The following is a 21,720-nucleotide window of genomic DNA, read 5'->3' as shown; positions in this document are numbered from 1 at the left end:
GGTCAGTTGAACACCTTGAGGCTCGCCGCCTTTTCGACCGGCAGGTCGAAGGCGAGCGTATCGCCGATTGCGTGGGAGGTCAGGGCGGCGTCCGTTTCCGCCTTGATGGGGCCGAGCGGCGTATCGAGCAGATATTCGCGGCTGTTGCCGGCAAAGGAGGTGCCGCGCACGGTTCCCTGGAAAGGACCTGAACCGAGGGTGACCATGCGCGGCCGCCAGGCCAGTCCGGATGCTGAAAGGACTGGTCCGGGAAGCGGTGTTGTGCCGTTTGCGGTTTTGAGCGCGCCGCCTTCCAGCGCGAAGATGTTTTCGAAGCCGACGAAATCCGCCACGAAGGATGAAACCGGCGCGTTGTAGATCTCTTCCGGCGTGCCGATCTGCTCAATCTTGCCGCCCTTCATGACGACAATGCGGTCGGCGAGCGCCAAAGCCTCGATCTGGTCATGGGTGACGAAGATCATCGTCACGCCGGTTTCCTTCTGCACGCGCTGCAATTCGGTGCGCATTTCAAGGCGCAGGCGGGCATCGAGGTTGGAGAGCGGCTCATCGAGCAAGAGCACCTTCGGCTCCATGACCATGGAGCGCGCCAGCGCCACGCGCTGCTGCTGGCCGCCGGAAAGCTCCGCAGGCTTTCGCGAGGCGAAGCTGGACAAGCCCACCGACTTCAGGCCGGAGGCAACCTTGTCCTCCAGCGCCTTGCCGTTCATGCCCTTGAGCTTCAGGCCGAAGGCGACGTTTTCATAGACCGTCAGATGCGGGAAGAGCGCATAGGACTGGAACACCAGTCCCACGGCACGCTTGTTCGCGGCCACCCGGGTAATGTCTGCCCCATCGAGATCGATGCGCCCGCCCGCCACCGGCATCAGCCCGGCAATGGCGCGCATCGTCGTGGTCTTGCCGCAGCCGGAAGGCCCAAGAAGCGCGAGCAGCTCGCCCTTGCGGATATCGAGATCGAGGTCCTTGACGGCGACATTGCCGCCATAGGCGAGCGAGACTTTTTTGAGCGAAAGGTAATTTGCGTCAGACATAACGGGAGAACCCCAGGAAACGTTCGGCCATGAAGACGATGCCGATGGAAAGGAAGGCGAGCAGCGAGGAGAGTGCGGCCACGGAAGGATCGAAGACGATTTCCATGTAGCCCAGCATATCAATGGGCAGCGTGCGAACGCCGGGGCCTGACAGGAACAGCGACACCGGCACCTGGTTGAAGCTCGTTACGAAACCGAGAATGAAGGCTGAGAGAATGCCGCCGCGAATATTCGGCAACACGACGCGGAAAAACGCCCCGACCCGCGACGAGCCGAGCAGCACCGCCGCCTCCTCGATATCCGAGCGCAGATTGTTGAGGCTGGCCGACACCACCCGCACCGCATAGGGCAGGATGAGCGCCGTGTGGGCGAGGAACAAAGCAAGCGTGATGCCGATGCCGAAAGGCACGACGAAATAACGCAGCAGCGCTAAGCCGACGATGATACCCGGCACGATGATCGGCGCGGAAACGATGGTGCGCACCGTCTCGGCAAAAGGCAGCTTGTAGCGCGACATGGCGTAGGAGGCGGGAATGCCGAGGATGAGCGCCGCAAACGTGCCGCCGATGGCGAGGAACATCGACATGGCAAAGCTTTCCCGGAAGCTCTCGACCGTGAAGACCTTGGCGATCCACTTCAGCGAAAAGCCCTGCGGCGGAAAGGCGAGCGTATCGCCGGCCGAAAACGAGGCCGCAACGATGATGAGGAACGGCCCGATCAGGAAACCGACGACAAGCAGAAGCGTGAGCGGAATGAAGAGCTGCCGGGTCATTTCTTGTTCCTTGCGGTGGCGATGCGCTTCAGCAGGATATTGGCGGCAAAGCTCATGACGATCAGGATGAAGGCGATGACGCTGGCGGAGACGAAATTGTTGGAAACCGTCACCTGCTGGTAAAGCAGGGTTTCCAGCATCAGCACCTTCGAGCCGCCGAGAATGGCGGGCGTGATATAGGCCGTGAGCGAACCGGTGAAGACCAGCGTGCCGCCGACGACCAGCCCTTCCTTGGTGAGCGGCAGGATGACCTTCCAGAACACCTGCAGCCAGCTTGCGCCGAGAACGCGGGCAGCCGCAATCGTATCCTTCGGCATGTTCTCAAGCGCGCTAATGAGCGAGATGATCATCAATGGCAGGAAGAGTTGCAGAAGGCCGATGAAGACGGCCGTTTCGGAAAACAGGATGCGGATCGGCCCGTCGCTGAGGCCGACAGCCTGCAGCGCCTGATTGACGATGCCGGTTCGACCCAGAATGACGATCCAGGCATAGGTGCGGGCGACGGGTGAAATCATCAGCGGCAGCACGACCAGATTGACGACGTGCCCCTTCGCGCCCTGCGACAGGTTGACGATGGCGAAGGCCGCCGCATAACCCACCACCGCCGAGACGATGGTGACAAGCGCGCCGAGCTTCAGGGTGCGCAGGAAAACCGTCTGGTTCAACGGATCGGTGAAGAAATCGGCGTAAGCCGACAACGTCCAGCCATCGGCGGTGCGAAAACCCTCCGACAGCAGCATGAAGACCGGCACAAGAAAGACCGCCGCCGCGAAAATTGCGGCAGGCAAGGCAAGCGCCAGCGCTTCGGCCCGGTTCTGAAACATGGGTTTATTCCCTGAACGGCCTGAGGGCCGGTTGTTACGGCAGCCAGACGCGCCGGCCTACGATCAAAAAGGGTGGAAAAGCGGTCAGGGGACGACCGAACCGCTTTTCCGGGAATGGAGCCGCCCTTGCGGACATTTAAATGCCCCATTCCAAACGGTGAATGGGCTTACTGGCCCACCTTCGCGTTCCACTCCGACAGCCACTTGTCGCGGTTATCAAGCGTCACGTCGGACGGAATGAGCTGGAGGCTTTTTGCGGTTTCGTCGCCATAGGTGATGTTATTCGCCACCTCATCGGAAACCTTGACTTCCCTGTTGGTCGGGCTGTCCACCAGCTTTTCGGCCAGCGCCTTCTGAACGTCGGTCGATAGCCAGAAATCCATGAACTGCAACGCCAGATCTTCGTTTTTCGTGCCCTTCGGCACCACGAGCACGTTCATGCCGCCGGTCTGGCCTTCCTTGGGCGTCGCCCAGGCAAGCGGCAGGTCGAGCTTGGTGAAAGGCGCCCAGGAGAAGCGGCCGATCGGGGCTGCCCAGATTTCTTCCTGCTGCATCAACTGCACCAACTGCGAGGATTTGACGTAGAAAGTGACGATGTCGTCCTTCTTTTCGCCCACGGCCTCGATGGCGCCGGAAAGATCGGGCGTGTCCTTGCCGATAGCTTTGCCGAGCATATAAAGCGCCGGCGGGCCCTGATTGGTGGTAACATTCGGGAAGGCTACGTGGTCGACGATACCGTCCTTCAAAAGATCGGCCCAGCTATCGATCTTCATCTTGTCGGTGCGGTAAACGATTGAGGTGGCGTAGAAATTGACGCCGACGCTCATGCCGTCGCCATTCGGATCCTTGGCGATGTCATAGAGCTTTTCGATATTCGGAACCTTGGAAGCATCGATCTTCTGGATCAGATCCTTGCGGGTGGCCGAAAGCGCATCCGCCATGGAGACGATGGCGAGATCGACCACCGGATTGGCCTTGTTGGCCTCCATCTTGGCCAGACGCTCGACGCTGTTGCCGGTCTCGACAACCAGCTTGCAGCCGCATTGCTTTTCGAACGGCGTATAGACCAGTTCCTTGAATTCGTCCTGCGCGAAGGCGTAGACGGAAATCGTCAGCGTCTTGTCCTGCGCCTCAGCGGCCCCCATCGTCAGCATCAGGGCGGTGCCCGATGCGAGAATGATCTTTTTCATGGTGTGAGTTCTCCTGCTGTCGTTTTTTTGGCTTCAATCGCATCATGCTTTGCCTTGCCGGTGGAGCCGCGCATGATCAGCGCCATCGGTACTTTCGAGATTTCCGCGGTCACTTCGCCCGCGATGCCGTTTTCGCCGGCGCCATCGATCGCGCGCAGCAGCGCGCCGACGGCCAGATCAGCGATGCGGCCCATATCCATGCGCATGGTCGTAAGCGGCGGGGTGACCACGGCGGAAAAGATGAGATCGTCGAAACCGGTGACGCTTGCTTCTTCCGGCACCTCGATGCCCTCGCGCTGCAACTCGGTCAGCGCCCGCAGCGCATGCAGGTCGGAAATGGCGGCAAAGCCGGTAAAACCATCCGCCACCAGATCGGCAAGCCCCAGCCGGCAACCCGCACCGTCAGCCTCTTCGATGCTGTCGATCCAGAGCGTCCGGGTCACGCAGGCCTTGCCAAGACCATCACGAATGCCGCCGAGACGGTCATTCTGCACATTGGAATCGCGGTTCTTGCCCACCAGCACCACCTTGCGGTGGCCAAGGCCTGCCAGATAGTCACCCACCTGCCGGCCACCATCCCAATGGTCGGCGGCAACGGTATTGCCCGGTGTCGACGGGCTGTCGATGACGGCGACCGGGCAATCGACATCGGAAATGCGCGTGCCACGGCGGGGAACGACCACCATACCATCGACCCCGCGCTCGATCAGCCGGTTGATCGCATCCGTCTGCATGGCGATATCGCCACGGGAGTCGGCGATCAGCACGCCGTAACCGGCAGTAACGGCAGCCTTTTCAATGGCCTGCGCGATCTGCGGGAAGAGCGGGTTAGCAATGTCAGGCAGAACCAGCCCCAGAACACCGCTTCTGCCGGTGCGCAACGCCCTGCCCGCCGAACTCGGCACATAACCCAGTTCACTTGCCGTCTTGCGGATTCGCTCTACCAGATCAGGTGAAACACGGCCTTTACCCGACAGCGCATTGGACACGGTTGCAACCGACACGCCGAGTGCCGCTGCTATCGCGCTCAGATTGGTGGCAGGCCGTGACGACGCCATGGATGGTCCGGGAAGGCTGATTAAACGTTTAATCAGAATAAGCGAGGCGCGGGCCGCTGTCGAGTCCTGCGCCGGCGAAATACGGCGAAAAGCTGGGCACAAAGGTTAAATGCCCGAAAAAAGAGCGATTATTTTTTACAGGGCCTGAGTGCTGGCGGCGCGATAAGCCTCAACCTGGCGCACCAGCCAATCGCGAAACAGCACGACCGGCACGTGATTGGCACGCGAAAGCGGCGCCACCGCATAATAGGAACTGGGGCTTCTCGCCTGATGATCGAAGGCTTTGACCAGCTGCTTGGATTTCAGCTCGTTATCGATCAGAAACAGCGGCATCAGCGCCACACCGAGCCCGGCGATGCAGGCCTGCGCCACGCTGGAGAACTGCTCGAAGCGCATGCCCTGCGGCAAGGCGAGCGACAGTCCCAGGCTTTCGAACCAGTGGCCCCATGCTCCGGGCCGCGAGGCCATGTGCAGCAACGGCAGGGCGGCGATATCCTCGCCCCTTTCCACCGGGTGAGCGCTGAGAAATTGCGGGCTGCACACCGGCGCGACCATTTCATGCATGAGAAAGGTGCTCTCCGCCCCCGGCCAATCGGCCTGGCCGATATGGATCGCCATATCCAGCTGCTCGCGCTCAAAATCGAATTGCCCGATGCGGGTGGCGAAATTGATGGTGATTTCGGGGTGGTTCGCCACGAAATCCGGGATACGCGGCAGAAGCCAGCGGGTGCCGAAGGTGGGCAGCATGGCGAGGTTCAGCGTATTGCCATGCGTTTTGGTCATGATCTGGAGCGAGGCGGAGCGTATTTCGCCAAGCGCCGATGCGATGGATTTTGCATAGGCACGGCCTTCCGCCGTCAGCGCCACGCCGCGCGCACCGCGCTCGAAAAGGCGCACCCCAAGCTGTTCTTCCAGTGACATAACCTGCCGGCTGATCGCCCCCTGCGTCAGGGCAAGCTCATCGGCGGCCGCGGAAAAGCTGCCAAGCCGGGCAACGGAATCGAAGGCGGCGAGCGCACTGGTGGAGGGCAGGAGTTTGCGGCTGAGAGACGTCATGAGCCATTACTATATGTAATGCAAAAATGAGTAAACATGGCTTGTGCCGACTGGCTCGAATACCAATAATCCGGCCAGCAAATCCGGAGGCATCACGTGAGCGAACACGCAGCATTCAATTGGCAGGACCCTTTTCTGCTCGAAGACCAACTGACCGATGACGAGCGGATGATCCGCGACGCCGCCGCCGCCTTCGGCAAATCCGAACTCTTGCCGCGTGTCTCCGAAGCCTATCTTTCCGAGACCACCGAACCGGAACTGTTCCGCCTGATGGGCCGCACCGGCCTGCTCGGCGTCACCCTGCCGGAAGAATATGGCGCGGCCAATGCCAGCTATGTGGCTTACGGCCTCATCGCCCGCGAGGTGGAGCGGATCGACAGCGGTTACCGCTCGATGATGAGCGTGCAGTCCTCGCTCGTCATCCATCCGATCTTCGCCTATGGCTCTGACGAGCAGAAGAAGAAATACCTGCCCGGCCTCGTCTCCGGCGAGCTGATCGGCTGTTTCGGCCTGACCGAGCCGGATGCCGGCTCCGATCCCGGCGGCATGAAGACCCGCGCCGAAAAGATCGCCGGCGGCTATCGCCTGCGCGGTTCGAAAATGTGGATTTCCAATGCGCCAATCGCCGATGTCTTCGTCGTCTGGGCGAAATCGGAAGCCCATGACAACCAGATCCGCGGCTTCGTGCTGGAAAAGGGCATGAAGGGCCTCTCCGCTCCCAAAATCGGCGGCAAGCTGTCGCTGCGCGCCTCCATCACCGGCGAGATCGTTCTGGACGGTGTGGAAGTGGGCGAAGACGCGCTGCTGCCCAATGTTTCCGGCCTGAAAGGCCCGTTCGGCTGCCTCAACCGCGCCCGTTACGGCATTTCCTGGGGTGTCATGGGGGCTGCGGAAGATTGCTGGTTCCGCGCCCGGCAATATGGTCTCGACCGCAAGCAGTTCGGCAAGCCGCTCGCCGGCATGCAGCTTTACCAGAAGAAGCTTGCCGACATGCAGACCGAGATCGCGCTCGGCCTTCAGGCATCGCTCCGCGTCGGCCAACTGATGGACGAGCATAAGATGGCGCCGGAAATGATCTCCATCATCAAGCGCAACAATTGCGGCAAGGCGCTGGATATCGCCCGCCAGGCCCGCGACATGCATGGCGGCAACGGCATTCAGATCGAATATCACGTCATGCGCCACGCCCAGAACCTTGAGACGGTCAACACCTATGAGGGCACTCACGACGTCCACGCGTTAATCCTCGGCCGGGCGCAGACGGGCATTCAGGCGTTTTTCTGAGACTTTATCCGCGTCGTTTCATCAAAAAGGCCTTCGAAGATCACTTCGAAGGCCTTTTGCTTTTCAAATCCGGCAATCGCTCAGAACGTGCCGCGAATACCGACGCCAAACATGCGCGGTTCGGTCATGCTTGCCTCGATGCCGCCAATGCCGCGGTTTTCCTTCATCAGCGTCGGTGCGCGCTCATCGAAGACGTTCTTGACGTAAGCGTAGAATTCAAGCTCCTCCTGGAACTTGTAGCTCGCCCGCACATCCGCGATCGTATAGGGATCGATTGCATAAACGGCCTTGTTATCCGTGTCGGAATAATAGCCGTCGAGATGGCGCACCTGCCCCGAAACGGTGAATTTATCCGTCACGTCCCAGCTAGCGCCGACGGTGAAGCTGTAACCCGGCGACTTGGCGAATTCCTTGCCGACATAGGCGGCATTGCTGGAAATCTCGTCGATTTTCGTCTTCAGCAGACCGGCGCTGGCCTTCAGCGTCAGATTGTCGAGGACCTGATAATCCACACCAATTTCCAGACCGTAGGCATGGGCCTCCTCGGCATTGACGGTGTAGGATTCGCTGATGCCCGTGGAGACAACCACCGGCACGTTAAACTGGGCGTTTTTCATGTCCATGTAGAACAGGTTGCCGTTCACCGTCAGCGTATCGTCCAGCAGGCTGGCGCGGGTAAACAGCTCGTAGTTCCAGATGGTTTCCTTGTCGAAGGTGCGCCATTTGCTGGTCGTCAGGTCGAATGCGACGCCGCCGGGATTGTAACCGCGGCTGATCAGGCCGCCCACCGTCCAGTCGTCATTGATGGCGTAGGCCAGCGACGCCTTGGGCAGGATTTCCGAGAAGGTTTCGTCATAATTGACCGAGCTTCTGCTGGTGGCGGAGAGCGTCCGGTAACCGGCGCGCTGAATCTGGTCCTGCTGGTAGCGCAGGCCACCCGTCAGGGTCCATTGATCGGTCAGGCGATAGCTCAACTCGCTGAAGAGGCCGAGATTGTCCTTGGTATCGTTGAAGCGCGAGGTTCCGCGCAGATAAAGCACCTCGTCGGCTTTCGTATGTGCGTAATAAATACCCGCGACACCGCTCAGCACGTCTTCCTGATCACCGAAGGTCACGCGTGTTTCATGGGACGTGTTCTTCAGGTCGATATCGGCATCACCCGTATTCGCAATGCCGACCCGGCGCTTGGCGATGGACGAGGAGAACTGCGTCTGGTTGAACAGTTTCACGCCGTTTTCGAAATCGTAGTTGATGTCGAGAATGCCGGTATTGGTGTACTGGCTGAAATTCGGCATCGTCGTGGTGACGTGGTTGAGATCCTCGAAGGGGCGCGACGCCGCTTCCTGGCTCGGCCGGTTGGAGGCGTTATAGGAATAGGTGAGCTTCGTCGAAAGGCCGGGAATTTCCGACGGTTCCCACAGAAGCTTGAAGCGGCCGTTGAATTCCTTGAAGTTCTGGTCCGTTCCCTCATGGGCGAAGGCGGAATTGATGTAGTCGATGAAGGTATCGCGGCCGGAATAATCGATCGCCATACGCGCCGCCAGCTCATCCTCGATCAGCGGACCGGAAAAGGCGAAGGAACCGCGCTTCTGGTGATAATTGCCGATTTCCGCCTGATAGCTGGCTTCGGGCGTAAAGGTCGGGTCCTTGGTGTTGACGAGGATCGCGCCGGCAATGGCGTTGGCGCCCTGCGAGGTGGTCTGTGGGCCGCGGAACACCTCGATGCTTTCGACATCCCAGATGGAGCTCGCGCCATAGATGAACTCGTTATAACCGAGATAATGGCCGTCGACATTGATCGTCGCGCGCGGCACCGTGCCGGTGAAGAAGGCGATGGAGCCGGTATTCGGTCCCTGTGTGTCCTGTCCGCGAATGATCGGGGCGCTGACATTGTCGGTGTAAACGACGTTCGGAATATCCTTGATCGCTTCCGATACGGTCGGGTCGCCGGTCTTTTCCTTCTTGATTTTATCCCCGGATATGACCGAAACGGACGACGCCGTGTTCTTCATGTCGCGCGCCACTTTTTCACCGGTCACGACGATCGGCTTCAGGACGGTGGTGCCCGCCGTCGTTGCCTGCTGATCCTGACCGAGAACCGGCGTCACAAACAATGTCGCCAGCGTCAGAGCGCTGACCCCGCTCATCAAACGACCGTTAGAGCTAAACCCCATCACACACCCCTAATAAACATGAGTATTAAAGTCATATTCAAGTAACGGAAGCGTTATCCGTTTCGCAATAGAGAATGCGTTCTGTATTGCGGACAAAAAGGCTTCCGTAACGGGATGTGCCATATTTACAACAAAGTTTACCGACCACCGTTTGTTCACCCGCAGCGTTTCGAAAGGAAACAGCATAGTTCCGTCCGCAGAAATCCATTCCGATTTCCGGTGCGATGCGTTAGGCATGCTCAACAAAACGGGGGAACGCGCTTGAACGCCATGGATGACGATTCGGACAATCTGCCGGAAAACGAGGGCGAAAAGCGCTCTGCCCTCATTCAGTCGGTATCGATCGCGGCGCGTTTCCTCAATCTTCTCGCCAGATCGGACAGGGCGCTGGCACTTGGCGAACTGGCCAAACGCGCCGGCACCGGCCGCTCCACGGCGCATCGCTACATGCAAAGCCTCGTGCGGGAGGGGCTGGTGATACAGGACCCCGCAAGCGGCAGTTACGACCTCGGACCTGCGGCGCTCGGAATAGGCATAAGCGCGCTCAGGCGAATCAATCCGGTCGAAACCGCGGGCCGCCAGATGAATGCGCTTGCCTCCGAGATCGGCGCCAGCTGCGGCGTGGCGATCTGGACCGAACGCGGCCCGACCGTGGTGCGGTGGGCGAGAAGCGCCAGCTTTTCCATCAGCACCGTAGCGCTCGGCGATGTTCTGCCGCTGGACAACAGCGCCTGCGGGCTGGTTTTTCAGGCCTACCTGCCACCGGACAGGATAGCCGCCGTGCGCAGGCTGCAACCGGCCGCCTTTCGTGGCTCCCGTCCCGATGCCGGCATTCTGGAAACCATTCGTGAGGTCGGCGGCGCGGAACTCAATGAACATCTGTTCTCCGCCCTGACGGGCAAGGCGGCGCCGGTTTTCGACGCCCAGGGCGAACTCTGTTGTGTCGTCACCACCGTATCCTTCGTGGCCACCGCCGAGACCGAACGGCATTTTTCCCGGCTGATCGAAGCCGCCGAACAGGCGACCGCCGAATCCGGCGGAGCGTAAGCCTATTCGGCCAGATGTTCAGCAAAGGTGCGGCCGGAATAAGCCGTGCGGAAAAGCCCGGCATCGGCGAGCTTCGGCAATAGCCGCTCCAGCACCAGCCGCATGGATGCCACCGAACCGCCGGGCACCGCGACGAAACCGTCGATCGCACCGGCAGCCGCCCATTCACGGATGGCCTCAAGGGCATCTTCAACAGTACCGATGATCTGCCAATGGCCCGACCCCATCACTTCCGGACGTCGCAATAATTCCGCAACACTCAGCGTCTCCCGCTCGATCAGCCGGCGCAGCAGGCCGGCATGGGTGCGGCTTTTCGGTGTCTCCGGCGGCGGCGGCAGGTCGGAGGCGGTAACGATCCGCGTGAGCGGCCAGTCCGTGAGATCAAGACCCGTCATATCGCGAATGGAGGCAAAAGCGCGGGCGCGGTTGGCGCGGGCATGGGTCTCCGCGAAGAGTTCCCGCGCCTCCCTGCCGGTCTCCGCGAGATAGAGGCTGAGGCCCGGCATCAGCTTCACGCCGTCGGGGTTGCGGCCGTGGCCCTCGGCACGCCGCCGCAAATCCGCCCTGAGTTCGATGGCCGCCTGCATGTCCGGCGTCGAGGCAAAGACAGCATCGGCCACCGACGAGGCGAAATCACGGCCCTCGGGAGAGGCGCCCGCCTGCACCAGCGGAATGCGGCTGGCATGGGACGGCAGGTTGAGCGGGCCTTTGACGCTGAAATGCCTGCCCTCATGCGCCACCGGCCGCACCAGCGAAGAATCGGCGAACCGCCCGCTTTCCCGGTCGAGTTTGATGGCTTCGTTCGGAAAACTCGCCCATAGCGCTTTCACCACCTGCGTGAATTCGGCGGCGCGCTCGTAACGCTCCTGCGGCGAAGGCATCTCTTTCAGGCCGAAATTTTCGTGCCCCTCAAGCGCCGTGACGATATTCCACCCCGCCCTGCCGTTGCTCAGCCAGTTCAGCGACTGGATCTGGCGGGCCACCACATAGGGCGGCAGAAATGTGGTCGAAACGGTGGACAACAGCCCGACATGGCTGGTTTCCCGCGCAATGGCCGCAAGAAGCATGGTCGGATCCATGCTGGCAAATCCGCCGCCGGTCTCCAGCCCCTCGGTGCGCAGAAAAAGCGTATCCGGCCGAAACACGAAATCCACATGCGCCGCCTCCGCGCGCTGCGCCAGATCGACGAAATAATCGCTGGAAAACACCCCGTTTATATCGCTGTCCGCGCGCCGCCATGCCTCGCCGCTGAGCCAGGTTGGGGCCAGCGACATGCCGATATGAAGCTTGGCTGCGACTGACATGATGCACCTCGACTGAAATAACCGGCAGGAAATCTGCACGTTGAATCGGCAAATTTCGATTTGTGGAGAGTTTTACTATAGTTTAGTGTCGCTTCAAGACCACACCGTCGCGCCTGCCGGAAAGAAATGCTTTTTCGACGGGTTAGACTTTTAAATTCAAATACTTATAAAGACCGTGCGGCGTCTCGACGCATGGACGTATGAATAACAGGAGTTGTATCCGGTGCTTGACGCCACGGACCTTCACGCCAGCTATGGACATGTTCCCGTCCTGCGGGGGCTTTCCGCCCGTTTCAGATCAGGCCGCGTCACCGCGCTGGTCGGCCCCAATGGCTGCGGCAAGTCGACGCTGTTGAAGACCATAATGGGTTTTGTGCCTCTGTCATCCGGGGCAATAAGGCTCGGCGAGCGTTCGATCGGCGAGATCGGACGCCGCGAACTGGCGCGGCGCATCGCCTATCTGCCGCAGGAGTGCCATTGCCCTGACTATATGACGCTCGGTGAGCTGATCGAGCTTGCCGGTTACGCCCGTTACGGCCTAGCGGGCGGCCCGACTGAACGCGACCGCGCGCTTTTTGCCGAGGCGCTGAAGACCGTTGGGCTGGAAGACAAGGCGAAAGCGCAGGTCAACACGCTTTCCGGCGGCCAGCGCCAGCGCGCCTTCATCGCCATGGTGCTGGCGCAGGATACGGACGTGATCCTGATGGACGAGCCGGTCAATCATCTCGACATGAAATATCAATATGCCGTTCTCAGCCTCGTGCGCGAACTGACGGACAGGCATGGCAAGACTGTCATCGTCGTGCTGCACGATCTCAACCTCGCCTCCACCTTCGCCGATGATGTCATCATGCTGAAAGCCGGGCGGGTTCTGGCGTCCGGGCCGGTGGAAACAACGGTCACACCCGAAAATGTCGCCGAGGTCTTCGATCTCGAAGCGGATATCTTCTCCCGGCAGGGGCGGCTCATCTGCGTGCCCCGGCTGGAGCGGCAGGAACAGGCCATCCCGGCATGACCCCGAAAATAACGCTGATTTTCGCCGCCGCGCTGCTGCTGGCTGCCATCCTCGCCATCAATCTGCTGGTAATGTCCGGCGAAATGCCGCCGGCCGAAATCCTGGCGACGCTCTGGCGCGGCGAGGCCGACAGCTATGAGCAGTCGGTGCTTCTCTATCAGCAGATCCCACGCGCGCTGATTGCCATCTATGTGGGGGCGACGACGGCCATTAGCGGTTGTGTGCTGCAGGGGCTTGTGCGCAATCCCCTCGCCTCGCCCTCCACCCTGGGGCTGAATGCCGGCGCGACGCTTTTTGTGATTGCCGGTGCGCTGGTGTTCGATTTGCCTCCGGAAATGCAGGGCCTTGCAGCACTCGCGGGCGCCGGCTTCGGTTTTGCCGCCTGCTTCGTCGTCGCGCGTCTCGCCGGGCGGGCGAACGATCCGCGCGGCCTGTCGCTCATCCTTTCCGGCGCGCTGGTTTCCATGCTGCTGATCGGCGTGACCAACGCCCTGCTTCTCTCCAACCCCACACGCCGCGCCGAGTTCCTCAGCTGGGTGGGCGGCAATATCAACCACGTCTATGCCGAGCGCCTGACCGATTTCTGGTGGATCGGCGCAATTGCGCTCGTCATATTGTGGGCGGTCGCCCGGCCGCTGACGCTGGTTCTGCTGGGCGCGGAAAAGGCCGCTTCCGCCGGTGTAAATGTCACGCGTATTTCCCGGGTCGCGCTCTTCGCCACCATGCTGGCCTCGGGTTCGGCGGTGGCGATCTGCGGCCCCATCGGCTTCGTCGGCCTCATCGTGCCGCATATGATCCGGCCGCTGGTTGGCGTGAATTTCACGATTTCCCTGCCGGCCTCCGCGCTTGTCGGCGCGGGCCTCTGCGTGCTGGCCGATCTTGGCGCGCAAACCCTGTTTGCGCCCTATGTGGTCAATACCGGGCTGTTCATGGACCTGCTCGGCGGCCTCGTCTTCATCGTCATCGTCAAGCGCTTCTATCTGTCGCCTTCGGCAAGGGGGCTGTCATGAAGGGGGCTTTCATGAAACGGCATTTCGCCACCGACGGCAAAGCCGTCCTCCGGCTGCCGACCGGCCTGCAGATCGGCATCGGCAATCTGAAGGCCGGCCTTGCGCTGCTTGTGCTGGCGCTGGCGCTCGCCGCCCTGTCCGTCAGCCTCGGCAATACCGAAACGGGCCTCGCCGATCTCCTGCGCGGATTGGTGGGCGGGCATCTCGGCGACGATCAGGCCTATGCACTGTGGACGGTGCGGCTGCCGCGTATCCTCATCGGTTTCATGGCCGGCTGGAGCGTGGCGCTGGCGGGCGCCATGCTGCAATCCGTCGCCCGCAATCCGCTCGCCGATCCCGGCCTGTTCGGTCTGAGCCAGGGGTCGATGACCACCATCATGCTGCTTCTGGTGCTGGTGCCGGCCGCACCCAAGACACTGGTGGCGCTTGCGGCCGTCGGCGGCGGTCTGGCCGTCGCCTTCCTTCTCATCGCCCTCGTCGGAAGGGAACGCTCGAGCGGCCTTGCCATATTGCTGATGGGCATCGCAATTGAATCGGCGCTTTCCTCCGTCTCCTCCGTCCTTTTGCTCTACACGCCGGCCGAAACCTCGCTGTCGCTGGCCGACTGGATGGCGGGTTCGCTGTTTCAGGCAAGCTGGTCGACCATCCTCGTTTTCGCGCCCCTCTTTGGCGCAAGCCTCGTGGGTATTTTTCTCATCGGCCGGGCGCTCGCGGTCTTCGATCTCGGCAATGAAATGGCCATGGCGCTCGGTGAAACCGTCAGGCATTCGCGCCCGCTCGTCATTGTTTTTGCGGTCATCCTCAGCGCCTCCTCGGTTACCGCCGTCGGCCCGCTGACCTTTCTCGGCGTTATCGCCCCGCATCTGGCCACCTTCGTTTCCCCCGCCGTCGGGCGCGCCAGGCTTTTCCTGTCGGGGCTTACCGGCGGCATTCTGGTCGTCACGGCCGATACGCTGTCGCGCGGGCTGGTGGCCGATACGCCGATGCCGATCGGCCTTGCGCTGACGCTGATCGGCGTTCCGCTTTTCATCCTCACGCTGCGCCTTCAGGCGCTGCGCAGAACCAACAGCCACTGAAGACATCGAATAAAGGGAATGCCATGCGAATTGCCATCCTCATCGCCGCACTTCTGGCCGCCGGAACGAGCCTCGCCGCCGAGCGCAGCGTGACCGATGCCGCCGGCCGCACCGTCTCCGTTCCGGAAAAGCCGCAACGCATCGTCGTCATGCACGAGCCGCTGCTCGGCGTGCCGCTGATGGACCTCGACGCCAATGTGGTCGGCGCCTATGGCCGCAACAGCGACGGCAAATTCGCCACCGCCGTCGATTTCGTCGACACCGTTCTCGGTGAAGGCCGCACGAAACCGAAGGGTTTCGGCGCGGTCGGCCAGATCGACCTTGAAAAACTGCGGGCGCTGCAACCGGACCTGATCGTCGCCACGGAAATGGATGGCGGCAAGGCCGAACAACTCTCCACCGTCGCCCCCGTCTATCTGCAAAAAGTCAGCACCGGCCATGCCTACGGTTTCAGCGTCGAAGAAAACCTTGCCGCCCTGGTCGGGCGAAGCGATGTCTTTGCCGAGCGCCGGAAGACCTATGACACGAAGCTCGCCGCCGTCAAAAAGACGCTGGGCGACGATATCAAGGGCAAGACTTATCTCGCGATCCTGCTGACCGACCAGATCAATGCGGTGGGTGACATGTCCGGCGCGGTGCAGGCATTGGAGGATCTGGGTTATACCCGCCTGAAGATCGACAACGCTGCCTCTTCGGGCGGCATGGGCTCGACCCTGATGATGCCGCTGAGCGCCGATGCCTTCGGCAAGCTCAATCCCGATCTGCTGGTGGTGATGAACAGCTATACCAGCACAGCCCGCGGCCAGGCCGGAACGCGCGCCGCACTTGAAAAGATCATTCCCGGCTGGGAGCGTTTCGTAAAACCGGCGCGCGAGAAAAGGATCGTTTTCCTCGATTCCACCAGGGTCACGACGCCTTCAATCCCGAGCGCCCTGCACACATTGAATGAGGTGGAAAGCTGGGCAGGCCGCCGCTGAACGGCGTTCTCCCAAGCCAATCCCGGCACGATTTATGTGCCGGGTATAAACTTGAGTTTTTGGAGAAAGTTATATTGCCGGGGCCGAAACCGCCTGTTATGGTTCGCGCATCTTGACGCAACGACGCCGGAATATCGCGCCGGATGAGATTCCCAACGCGCGATCGTCCGGCACGCCGACCCGGGACAGCGAAACCGCCGAACCCGTCGGCGATATCCCAGGAAAGACAACAGCATGAGCATGCCAGAAACCATAGATTCCCCCATTCCGGACCGCACTCCCAAACGCCATCGCCACCCCGTCGCGCTGCGCGCGCTCAATGTCGCGCGCGTCGAAAAGCTCAGCCGGTCCATGGTCCGCATCGTCCTGACCGGGCCGGAACTGGAGGGCTTTGCGAGCCTCGGTTTCGACGACCACGTCAAGATGTTCTTTGCCCAGTCCGGCGAAACGGAACCGAGCCTGCCGGTGATCGGCCCGAACGGCATTGAATTCCCGGAAGGCGCACCACGCCCGCTGGCGCGCGACTACACGCCGCGCAGCTTCGACGCCGAAAAGGGCGAACTCGCCATCGATTTCGCCACCCATCACGACGGCCCCGCCAGCAACTGGGCGAAAGCCGCCAAAGCGGGTGACAAAGCGTGGATCGCCGGTCCGCGCGGCTCTTTCACCGTCCCCTTCACCTACGACTGGCATCTGCTGATTGCCGACGATACCGGCCTTCCCGCGCTGGCGCGGCGGCTGCAGGAAATGCCTGAGGGCACCCGCGTCGTGGCGCTGATCGAGGTAGAGACGGATGCCGACCGGCTGGAACTCACGACGAAGGCGGATGCGTCTATTGTCTGGGTGACGCAGAAGACGGAAAACGGAACCGACCACGACGCGCTGGTGGGCGCCCTGCGCAAGCTCGAACTGCCGAAGGGCGATTTCTTCAGCTGGGTCGCCTGCGAATCGAAGGCTGCAAAGGAGGTTCGCGCCCTTCTGGTCGAAGAATTCGGCGCCAACCCCAAATGGACTCGCGCTTCCGGTTACTGGCGGCGCGGCGCCAGCGGCGTTCACGATCATTTCGATGAGTGAACCGGCAATCGCGGCGGACACCATGCCGGAGGCGGAAACGATGATGACGGAACTCAAGGCCCTTATCGCCAGGGTTCTCGACGATGAAGTGCGCGACATCGAACCGGGGGACAACCTGTTCGGTCGCGGGCTTCATTCGCTTGCCCTCATGCGGCTGATGCCACCGCTTTCCCAGCTTGCCGGGACGCGGCTCGATTATGAGGATCTGGCCCGGCAGCCCACGCTTGCCGCCTGGCAGGCGCTCATAGAACGGTCGCGCGCGGGACATTGATCCCACGACACAGCGCTTTTCGCGCCGGAGCGCGATTCCCGAATATTTCCAAGGAGAGGACCATGGCAGCAGACAATACGCGTATGCTCGCACGTCGCATCGAAGAAACTTTCGACAGGGGAGATGCAGCCCCGCCGAGCCAATACGAAGAACGGGTCTGGTTCGAGCAGTTTCAGGATCCCGATCAGGTCTTCCGCGCCCTTCTCGCCTATCGCATCGGTGAAGAATGCGATCTGCTGCGTCTGACCTCGGCGCTGAAGACGGTTTGCGAGGTCTGGCCCGAGCTTCGTGCGCGCTTTGCCTTCGGCGAGGACGGCACGCTTGCCAAGAGCATCGAGGCCCCGTCAGCATCCATCGTGCAACTGCTGCATGTTCCATCGGCGGGCGAGGCCCTGACCTTGCTGCACGACCTGCAGGCAAGGCCCTTCGATGCCGAAACCGACCCGCCGTTTCAGGCCGTCGTGCTTTTGAGCGAGGGAGAAATCCTGCTGGCATTTCTGGTCCACGGCCTGCTCGGCGAAGTCCTCTCGCCGCAAATCCTGCTGGAAGGCATTACGGCGGCCTATGCCGGTGAGACACCGAAACCGCTTTCGCCGCGCGCGGTCGAAAGTAACAGTGTCGACCCGCTTCCGCTCGGCTGGCTGCAACGTCCGGCCTCCGGCTCGACCGTCGTGGCACTGCGGCAAAACGGAATCGACAGGCCGGCGAGCCACAGCCACGGCGTCGATCTTCCCGCCACCCTGCTCGGCCTCAACAGCTCCACGGCGACGAATGCGCTTCTGGCCCGCGCCGGATCGCGTTTTGCCCTTTTTCTGGCGAAAAACGGCGGTCCCGAGACCGTAACCCTGCGCCTGCAGCCCGGTGTCGGCGCTTCGATGCCGATGTCAGCCGAAGCTGCGGCACGGGTAGCGATCTCCCGCGACCAATCGCCCGAACAGGCTGAAAAAGCCGTGCTGTCCGGTCTGGAGCAGCGAAACGACAATGAAGGCGGAACCGCCACCTTCACGCTGCAGGCGCTTGCGACACCCGTTCAGGCCATATCAGAGCATGGGCTCCAGTTTGAGCACCTGCCCCTGCCCTCCCTGCAATCCGGTCTCGGCCTGACGCTTGCCGCCGGTCCGACAGCCGCCGGCGATATCCGCCTCGAATTGACGGGCGGCAGGGAGACATCGCCGCATGCGACGGCCTTCCTGCTGGAACGATTCGTCAGCCATCTCGAAGGCGGCGCGGATTTTTCTGGCATCGTCCCTCAAAACACCGTGGCAGCAACGCAGCAGGCAGCCCTTTCGACCGCTGCTTCCGGTGAAAACGACGACGACACCGTCGCAACGATCCTTGCGGAATTCCGTGAAGCGCTCGTCTCGCCCGAGATGGGGCCGGATGACGATTTCTTCGATTTCGGCGGCCATTCGCTGATTGCGACGCGCATCATCGGACGTCTTCTCAGCAACCACGGCATCGAGCTGCGCTTCAACGACCTGTTCAGCTACCCGACCGCCGCTTCGCTCGCAAAACAGGCGACCCGGCTCGAAACCGCATCACCCGCACAGGCCGAGGCGACCGCGAGCGGCTCGCTCACCGCGCCGCTTTCGCTGGCGCAGATGTCGCTCTGGAAGGCCTATGCCGCCTTCGGCTTCGGCGAAATCTTCAACATTCCCTTCGCGCTCGATTTCCTTGATCCCGTGGATGAGAATGCCTTCGAATGCGCCTTCCTCGACATCATCGAGCGCCATCCCGGCCTGCGGACCCATTTCTACGTCGAAGACGATACGGTTCTGCAGAAGATCGTGCCGATGCACGATCTGCCCGGTTACAAATGGTTCTGGACCAGCGAAGAAAGCGAAGGTGTGGACCGGCACGCGGAGGCCAGCTGGAGGTTCGATCTTGCGCGTGAACTGCCGATGCGGCTGCGCTTCCTTAAGGATGCGCAGACCGGCCGTCAGGTGCTTTCCTTCCTTTTCCATCACATCGTACTCGACGAATGGTCGGTGAACCTGATGATGGACGAGCTGACCGAGGCCTACCGGGCAAGGGCGGCGGGCAAGGCCCCGGTCTTTGCCACCAAGCCGGCGCCCTTCCATGAATTTGCGAGAAAACAGGTCGCGTCAGGCGTCAATGCCGGCCACCTCGCCTACTGGACCGATATGCTGCGGGATGCGCCGAAAGGCCTTACCCTCAACGGACAGGACAGCACGCCGCACGAGGCATCGCAGGACGAAGCACCGGCGGGCGGCTGGATCGAATTCAAGCTGGAAAAACATGTCAGCGACGGGCTTTACGCCATTGCCAAGCAGAACAGCGCCTCGCTGTTCAACGTGGTTTACGCCGCCATTGCCGCATCGCTGCGCCATCTCGGCGGGTTAAGCGATCTCGTGGTCGGCACCTCGGCTTCAGGCCGCACCGATAGCGGTTATTTCGATACGATCGGCTATTTCACCACGGTTGTCGCCCATCGCGTGCGTTTCGGCGAGACAATGACCGTCGGCGACCTGATTTCTTCGGTGAAGAACACCATCAACGGCTCGCTGGAACATAGCGAAATCCCGATCGATCTCGTCGAGGAAGCGCTGGGCATGACGCCCGGCCGCGACCATCTGTTCGAGGTCTTCATCCAGATCCACGCCAAGAACAAGCTGAACGGCACCCTTGCCGGGCCGGATGGCAAACCGGTGGAGTTCCGCCAGATCGACCCCGACAAGCATGAATCCATGCTGGGGCTGCAATTCGAGGTGATGGAAGAGATGATCGGCGGCGAGCGCTCCATTCGTGTGCTGATGAGCTACCGTTCGGACCGCTACGGTCCGCAGGACGTCGAGCGGCTGCGCAACACCACCAGCGGCGTCTTCAGCCGCTTTGCCGAAGCCGGCGCTTCGAGCCGCGTGCTGACGACACTCGCCTGAGCTGGACTTGGGCAGGAAAAACCCGGCTTCGCCTTAGCAGAGCCGGGTTATTTTTGCCTGTGAATGCTGATGAGAATGTATTGCCGCGGCCGCTGCATCCGCACGCCGTCACCCCGGGCTTGGTCCGGGGTCAAGTGCGGTCAAGTCCTTGATCGCGAGAGAGTCCTTTCGCGGCGCAGACGCGCCGTCGCTGGATGCCGGATCTAGTCCGGCATGACGGAAAAGGGATTGTCCGTCTTTATCGGCAACATATGCCCGGCCTCACACTCTGAAGCCGGCCTGGCATTCACCCACAGTCGTCCCCCCCCTCAAACCGCCAGACGGAACGCCGTGGACGCCTCCTCCGCCGCAAGCGTCAGCGCCTCCTCGCGCAGCATGGTATCGAGGAACAATGGCAACTCCTCGCGGTAACCGGCGAAATCCTCCGCTTGCGTCAGCGCTGAATCCGCATCGATATGCAGGTTCAGCTCGCTGCCGTCGTCTTCGCCACGGAAGGTCAGGTTGAAACCGTCGCCGGGACCATTGGCGAGGATGTGCCTGACAACGGTAAGCCCGGCAAAGACCGGCGCGCTGAAGGGCAGGACATTGATGAGCGGCGAGAAGAAGAAGCGCCGGCCCTTCGGTATTTCCCGGTCGGCGGCGATCTGCTCGATGCGGTAGCGGCCATGCAGGCGCTGCTTTCGCAGATTGGCGGCATTGCGCGTCAGAAATGCGCCGAGGCTCTCCCCCGGCTCGATGGTGAGATGGAAGGGCAAAATATTGACGAGCATGGCCGGCATATGCGCGCCGACGCTGCCCCAGCGGCTCATGAAGGGCAGCCACAAGGTCAGCACATCGCGATCCGGCCGGGGCAGGACACGGTGGAGATAAAGGCCGGAAAGCAGCACCAGAAGGTCCGGCCAGCCGATCTCCAGTGCGCCCGCCACCTGTTGCAACCGCGTGCTGAAACCCTGCGGCAAGGCCGCGTCCGTATGCAGGCCACCGCCGCCATAGTCCTCGCAATCCTTGTCCAGCACCGGCAGATCGGCGGGTGCGGCGAGATAGGCCGCCCAGAAATCGCGGTCCTTTTCAAAACGCCGGCTTTGCCTGTAGGCATCCTCTTCAGCAAGGAAATCGCCGAATGGGTGGAAATCCGGACCCGCTTCACCTTTGCCGCAATAGTGCCCGTAAAGCTGGCCGCAGCGCTGCTCAACCAGCGTCAGGCCATAACCATCAACGACGATATGATGGGCGCGGATGTACCAGAGATAACGATCGTCGGCGATACGGTAGAGCAGCTGCGCCGAAAGCCTGTCGGTTCTGAGATCGAGCCTTGCTTCCACATCCGCGTTCATGCGCCGCAGCGCCTCCTCCAGGGGAGCGGCATCGCCGCGAAGATCGACAAGCTCCACCACAGGGGCACGGCTTGGATCGCAGCATTGCTGCGGCGTCTCGCCATCGTCGCCGATGCGGAAACGGATCGACAGGACTTCGGATTCGCGCACTGTGCGTTTGATCGCCTCGATGAGCGCGCTTTCATTCACCGCACCGGAAAGATCGATGTAATGGGCGACGGTGGAAACCGGGTCGTCGGGATGGAAGGAAAACTCCTCCCAGAAATCGAGTTGCGGCTGCGTCAGTGGAAGCCAGCCGCCGGCAGGATCGATATGCGCCATCTGTT

General features: G+C 61.5%; 18 protein-coding genes. 9 read left to right on the top strand and 9 right to left on the bottom strand.

Annotated features, from left to right (window positions below; translation table 11 throughout):
* Positions 1 to 2 precede the first annotated feature (2 nt).
* The 6 genes from AGR7B_RS21795 to AGR7B_RS21770 form a co-directional block, all read right to left on the bottom strand.
* Positions 3 to 1,028, bottom strand: coding sequence for an ABC transporter ATP-binding protein (locus AGR7B_RS21795; protein ID WP_080853606.1), 1,026 nt, complete (start codon positions 1,026 to 1,028; stop codon positions 3 to 5).
* The gene (locus AGR7B_RS21790) at positions 1,021 to 1,800 is read right to left on the bottom strand and encodes an ABC transporter permease (protein ID WP_065655279.1); all 780 of its coding nucleotides are present in this window, start codon (positions 1,798 to 1,800) and stop codon (positions 1,021 to 1,023) included. The genes AGR7B_RS21795 and AGR7B_RS21790 overlap by 8 nt, the downstream gene beginning before the upstream one ends.
* Positions 1,797 to 2,624 (bottom strand): ABC transporter permease, encoded by an 828-nt coding sequence (locus tag AGR7B_RS21785; protein ID WP_080857866.1) that lies wholly within the window; start codon positions 2,622 to 2,624, stop codon positions 1,797 to 1,799. Before AGR7B_RS21785 ends, AGR7B_RS21790 begins: the two co-directional genes overlap by 4 nt.
* 167 nt (positions 2,625 to 2,791) lie before the next feature.
* Complete coding sequence (locus AGR7B_RS21780) at positions 2,792 to 3,814, bottom strand: ABC transporter substrate-binding protein (RefSeq protein ID WP_080857865.1); 1,023 nt, start codon at positions 3,812 to 3,814, stop codon at positions 2,792 to 2,794.
* A complete protein-coding gene (locus tag AGR7B_RS21775; protein WP_080857864.1) occupies positions 3,811 to 4,872 on the bottom strand; it encodes a LacI family DNA-binding transcriptional regulator in 1,062 nt (353 codons plus the stop codon). The genes AGR7B_RS21780 and AGR7B_RS21775 overlap by 4 nt, the downstream gene beginning before the upstream one ends.
* A gap of 135 nt (positions 4,873 to 5,007) precedes the next feature.
* Complete coding sequence (locus tag AGR7B_RS21770; RefSeq protein WP_065655275.1) at positions 5,008 to 5,928, bottom strand: LysR family transcriptional regulator; 921 nt, start codon at positions 5,926 to 5,928, stop codon at positions 5,008 to 5,010.
* 96 nt (positions 5,929 to 6,024) lie between these two features.
* Between AGR7B_RS21770 and AGR7B_RS21765 the strand changes: the two genes are divergently transcribed.
* On the top strand, positions 6,025 to 7,212 hold the full coding sequence (locus AGR7B_RS21765) for an acyl-CoA dehydrogenase (protein ID WP_080857863.1): 1,188 nt from the start codon (positions 6,025 to 6,027) through the stop codon (positions 7,210 to 7,212).
* A gap of 80 nt (positions 7,213 to 7,292) precedes the next feature.
* Here AGR7B_RS21765 and AGR7B_RS21760 read toward each other — a convergent pair whose 3' ends face one another.
* Entirely contained in the window at positions 7,293 to 9,359 is a 2,067-nt protein-coding gene (locus AGR7B_RS21760; RefSeq protein WP_080657567.1) for a TonB-dependent receptor, read from the bottom strand.
* A 297-nt stretch (positions 9,360 to 9,656) separates the two neighbouring features.
* On the opposite strand from AGR7B_RS21760, the gene AGR7B_RS21755 reads away from it, so the two are divergent.
* Positions 9,657 to 10,433 (top strand): IclR family transcriptional regulator, encoded by a 777-nt coding sequence (locus AGR7B_RS21755; RefSeq protein ID WP_065655272.1) that lies wholly within the window; start codon positions 9,657 to 9,659, stop codon positions 10,431 to 10,433.
* A 2-nt stretch (positions 10,434 to 10,435) separates the two neighbouring features.
* Here AGR7B_RS21755 and AGR7B_RS21750 read toward each other — a convergent pair whose 3' ends face one another.
* The gene (locus AGR7B_RS21750) at positions 10,436 to 11,737 is read right to left on the bottom strand and encodes an NtaA/DmoA family FMN-dependent monooxygenase (RefSeq protein ID WP_080857862.1); all 1,302 of its coding nucleotides are present in this window, start codon (positions 11,735 to 11,737) and stop codon (positions 10,436 to 10,438) included.
* A gap of 214 nt (positions 11,738 to 11,951) precedes the next feature.
* Between AGR7B_RS21750 and AGR7B_RS21745 the strand changes: the two genes are divergently transcribed.
* The 7 genes from AGR7B_RS21745 (at position 11,952) to AGR7B_RS21715 (ending at position 20,060) form a co-directional block, all read left to right on the top strand.
* On the top strand, positions 11,952 to 12,752 hold the full coding sequence (locus AGR7B_RS21745) for an ABC transporter ATP-binding protein (RefSeq protein ID WP_080857861.1): 801 nt from the start codon (positions 11,952 to 11,954) through the stop codon (positions 12,750 to 12,752).
* Complete coding sequence (locus AGR7B_RS21740) at positions 12,749 to 13,762, top strand: FecCD family ABC transporter permease (protein WP_080857860.1); 1,014 nt, start codon at positions 12,749 to 12,751, stop codon at positions 13,760 to 13,762. The genes AGR7B_RS21745 and AGR7B_RS21740 overlap by 4 nt, the downstream gene beginning before the upstream one ends.
* A gap of 11 nt (positions 13,763 to 13,773) precedes the next feature.
* A complete protein-coding gene (locus tag AGR7B_RS21735) occupies positions 13,774 to 14,838 on the top strand; it encodes a FecCD family ABC transporter permease (protein ID WP_080858206.1) in 1,065 nt (354 codons plus the stop codon).
* Positions 14,839 to 14,861: 23 nt separating this feature from the next.
* Positions 14,862 to 15,815: an ABC transporter substrate-binding protein gene (locus tag AGR7B_RS21730; RefSeq protein ID WP_078053258.1), complete on the top strand. Its 954-nt coding sequence runs from the start codon at positions 14,862 to 14,864 to the stop codon at positions 15,813 to 15,815.
* 234 nt (positions 15,816 to 16,049) lie between these two features.
* Entirely contained in the window at positions 16,050 to 16,889 is an 840-nt protein-coding gene (locus tag AGR7B_RS21725; protein WP_078053259.1) for a siderophore-interacting protein, read from the top strand.
* Complete coding sequence (locus AGR7B_RS21720) at positions 16,882 to 17,160, top strand: phosphopantetheine-binding protein (protein ID WP_078053260.1); 279 nt, start codon at positions 16,882 to 16,884, stop codon at positions 17,158 to 17,160. Before AGR7B_RS21725 ends, AGR7B_RS21720 begins: the two co-directional genes overlap by 8 nt.
* 62 nt (positions 17,161 to 17,222) lie before the next feature.
* Positions 17,223 to 20,060: a condensation domain-containing protein gene (locus AGR7B_RS21715; protein ID WP_080857859.1), complete on the top strand. Its 2,838-nt coding sequence runs from the start codon at positions 17,223 to 17,225 to the stop codon at positions 20,058 to 20,060.
* Positions 20,061 to 20,368: 308 nt separating this feature from the next.
* On the opposite strand, the gene AGR7B_RS21710 is transcribed toward AGR7B_RS21715, so the two are convergent.
* On the bottom strand, positions 20,369 to 21,715 hold the full coding sequence (locus AGR7B_RS21710; protein WP_080857858.1) for a condensation domain-containing protein: 1,347 nt from the start codon (positions 21,713 to 21,715) through the stop codon (positions 20,369 to 20,371).
* Positions 21,716 to 21,720 lie beyond the last annotated feature (5 nt).

This window comes from Agrobacterium deltaense RV3, from assembly GCF_900013505.1.
GTDB lineage: Bacteria > Pseudomonadota > Alphaproteobacteria > Rhizobiales > Rhizobiaceae > Agrobacterium > Agrobacterium leguminum.
This window is presented reverse-complemented; position numbering and strand designations above follow the sequence as displayed.

Coding starts and splice junctions, on each gene's coding strand:
- AGR7B_RS21770 (WP_065655275.1), bottom strand. CDS start 5,928: ATGACGTCTCTCAGCCGCAAACTCCTGCCCTCCACCAGTGCGCTCGCC.
- AGR7B_RS21790 (WP_065655279.1), bottom strand. CDS start 1,800: ATGACCCGGCAGCTCTTCATTCCGCTCACGCTTCTGCTTGTCGTCGGT.
- AGR7B_RS21720 (WP_078053260.1), top strand. CDS start 16,882: ATGAGTGAACCGGCAATCGCGGCGGACACCATGCCGGAGGCGGAAACG.
- AGR7B_RS21775 (WP_080857864.1), bottom strand. CDS start 4,872: ATGGCGTCGTCACGGCCTGCCACCAATCTGAGCGCGATAGCAGCGGCA.
- AGR7B_RS21785 (WP_080857866.1), bottom strand. CDS start 2,624: ATGTTTCAGAACCGGGCCGAAGCGCTGGCGCTTGCCTTGCCTGCCGCA.
- AGR7B_RS21740 (WP_080857860.1), top strand. CDS start 12,749: ATGACCCCGAAAATAACGCTGATTTTCGCCGCCGCGCTGCTGCTGGCT.
- AGR7B_RS21735 (WP_080858206.1), top strand. CDS start 13,774: ATGAAACGGCATTTCGCCACCGACGGCAAAGCCGTCCTCCGGCTGCCG.
- AGR7B_RS21725 (WP_078053259.1), top strand. CDS start 16,050: ATGAGCATGCCAGAAACCATAGATTCCCCCATTCCGGACCGCACTCCC.
- AGR7B_RS21760 (WP_080657567.1), bottom strand. CDS start 9,359: ATGAGCGGGGTCAGCGCTCTGACGCTGGCGACATTGTTTGTGACGCCG.
- AGR7B_RS21730 (WP_078053258.1), top strand. CDS start 14,862: ATGCGAATTGCCATCCTCATCGCCGCACTTCTGGCCGCCGGAACGAGC.
- AGR7B_RS21710 (WP_080857858.1), bottom strand. CDS start 21,715: ATGGCGCATATCGATCCTGCCGGCGGCTGGCTTCCACTGACGCAGCCG.
- AGR7B_RS21795 (WP_080853606.1), bottom strand. CDS start 1,028: ATGTCTGACGCAAATTACCTTTCGCTCAAAAAAGTCTCGCTCGCCTAT.
- AGR7B_RS21750 (WP_080857862.1), bottom strand. CDS start 11,737: ATGTCAGTCGCAGCCAAGCTTCATATCGGCATGTCGCTGGCCCCAACC.
- AGR7B_RS21780 (WP_080857865.1), bottom strand. CDS start 3,814: ATGAAAAAGATCATTCTCGCATCGGGCACCGCCCTGATGCTGACGATG.
- AGR7B_RS21715 (WP_080857859.1), top strand. CDS start 17,223: ATGGCAGCAGACAATACGCGTATGCTCGCACGTCGCATCGAAGAAACT.
- AGR7B_RS21755 (WP_065655272.1), top strand. CDS start 9,657: ATGGATGACGATTCGGACAATCTGCCGGAAAACGAGGGCGAAAAGCGC.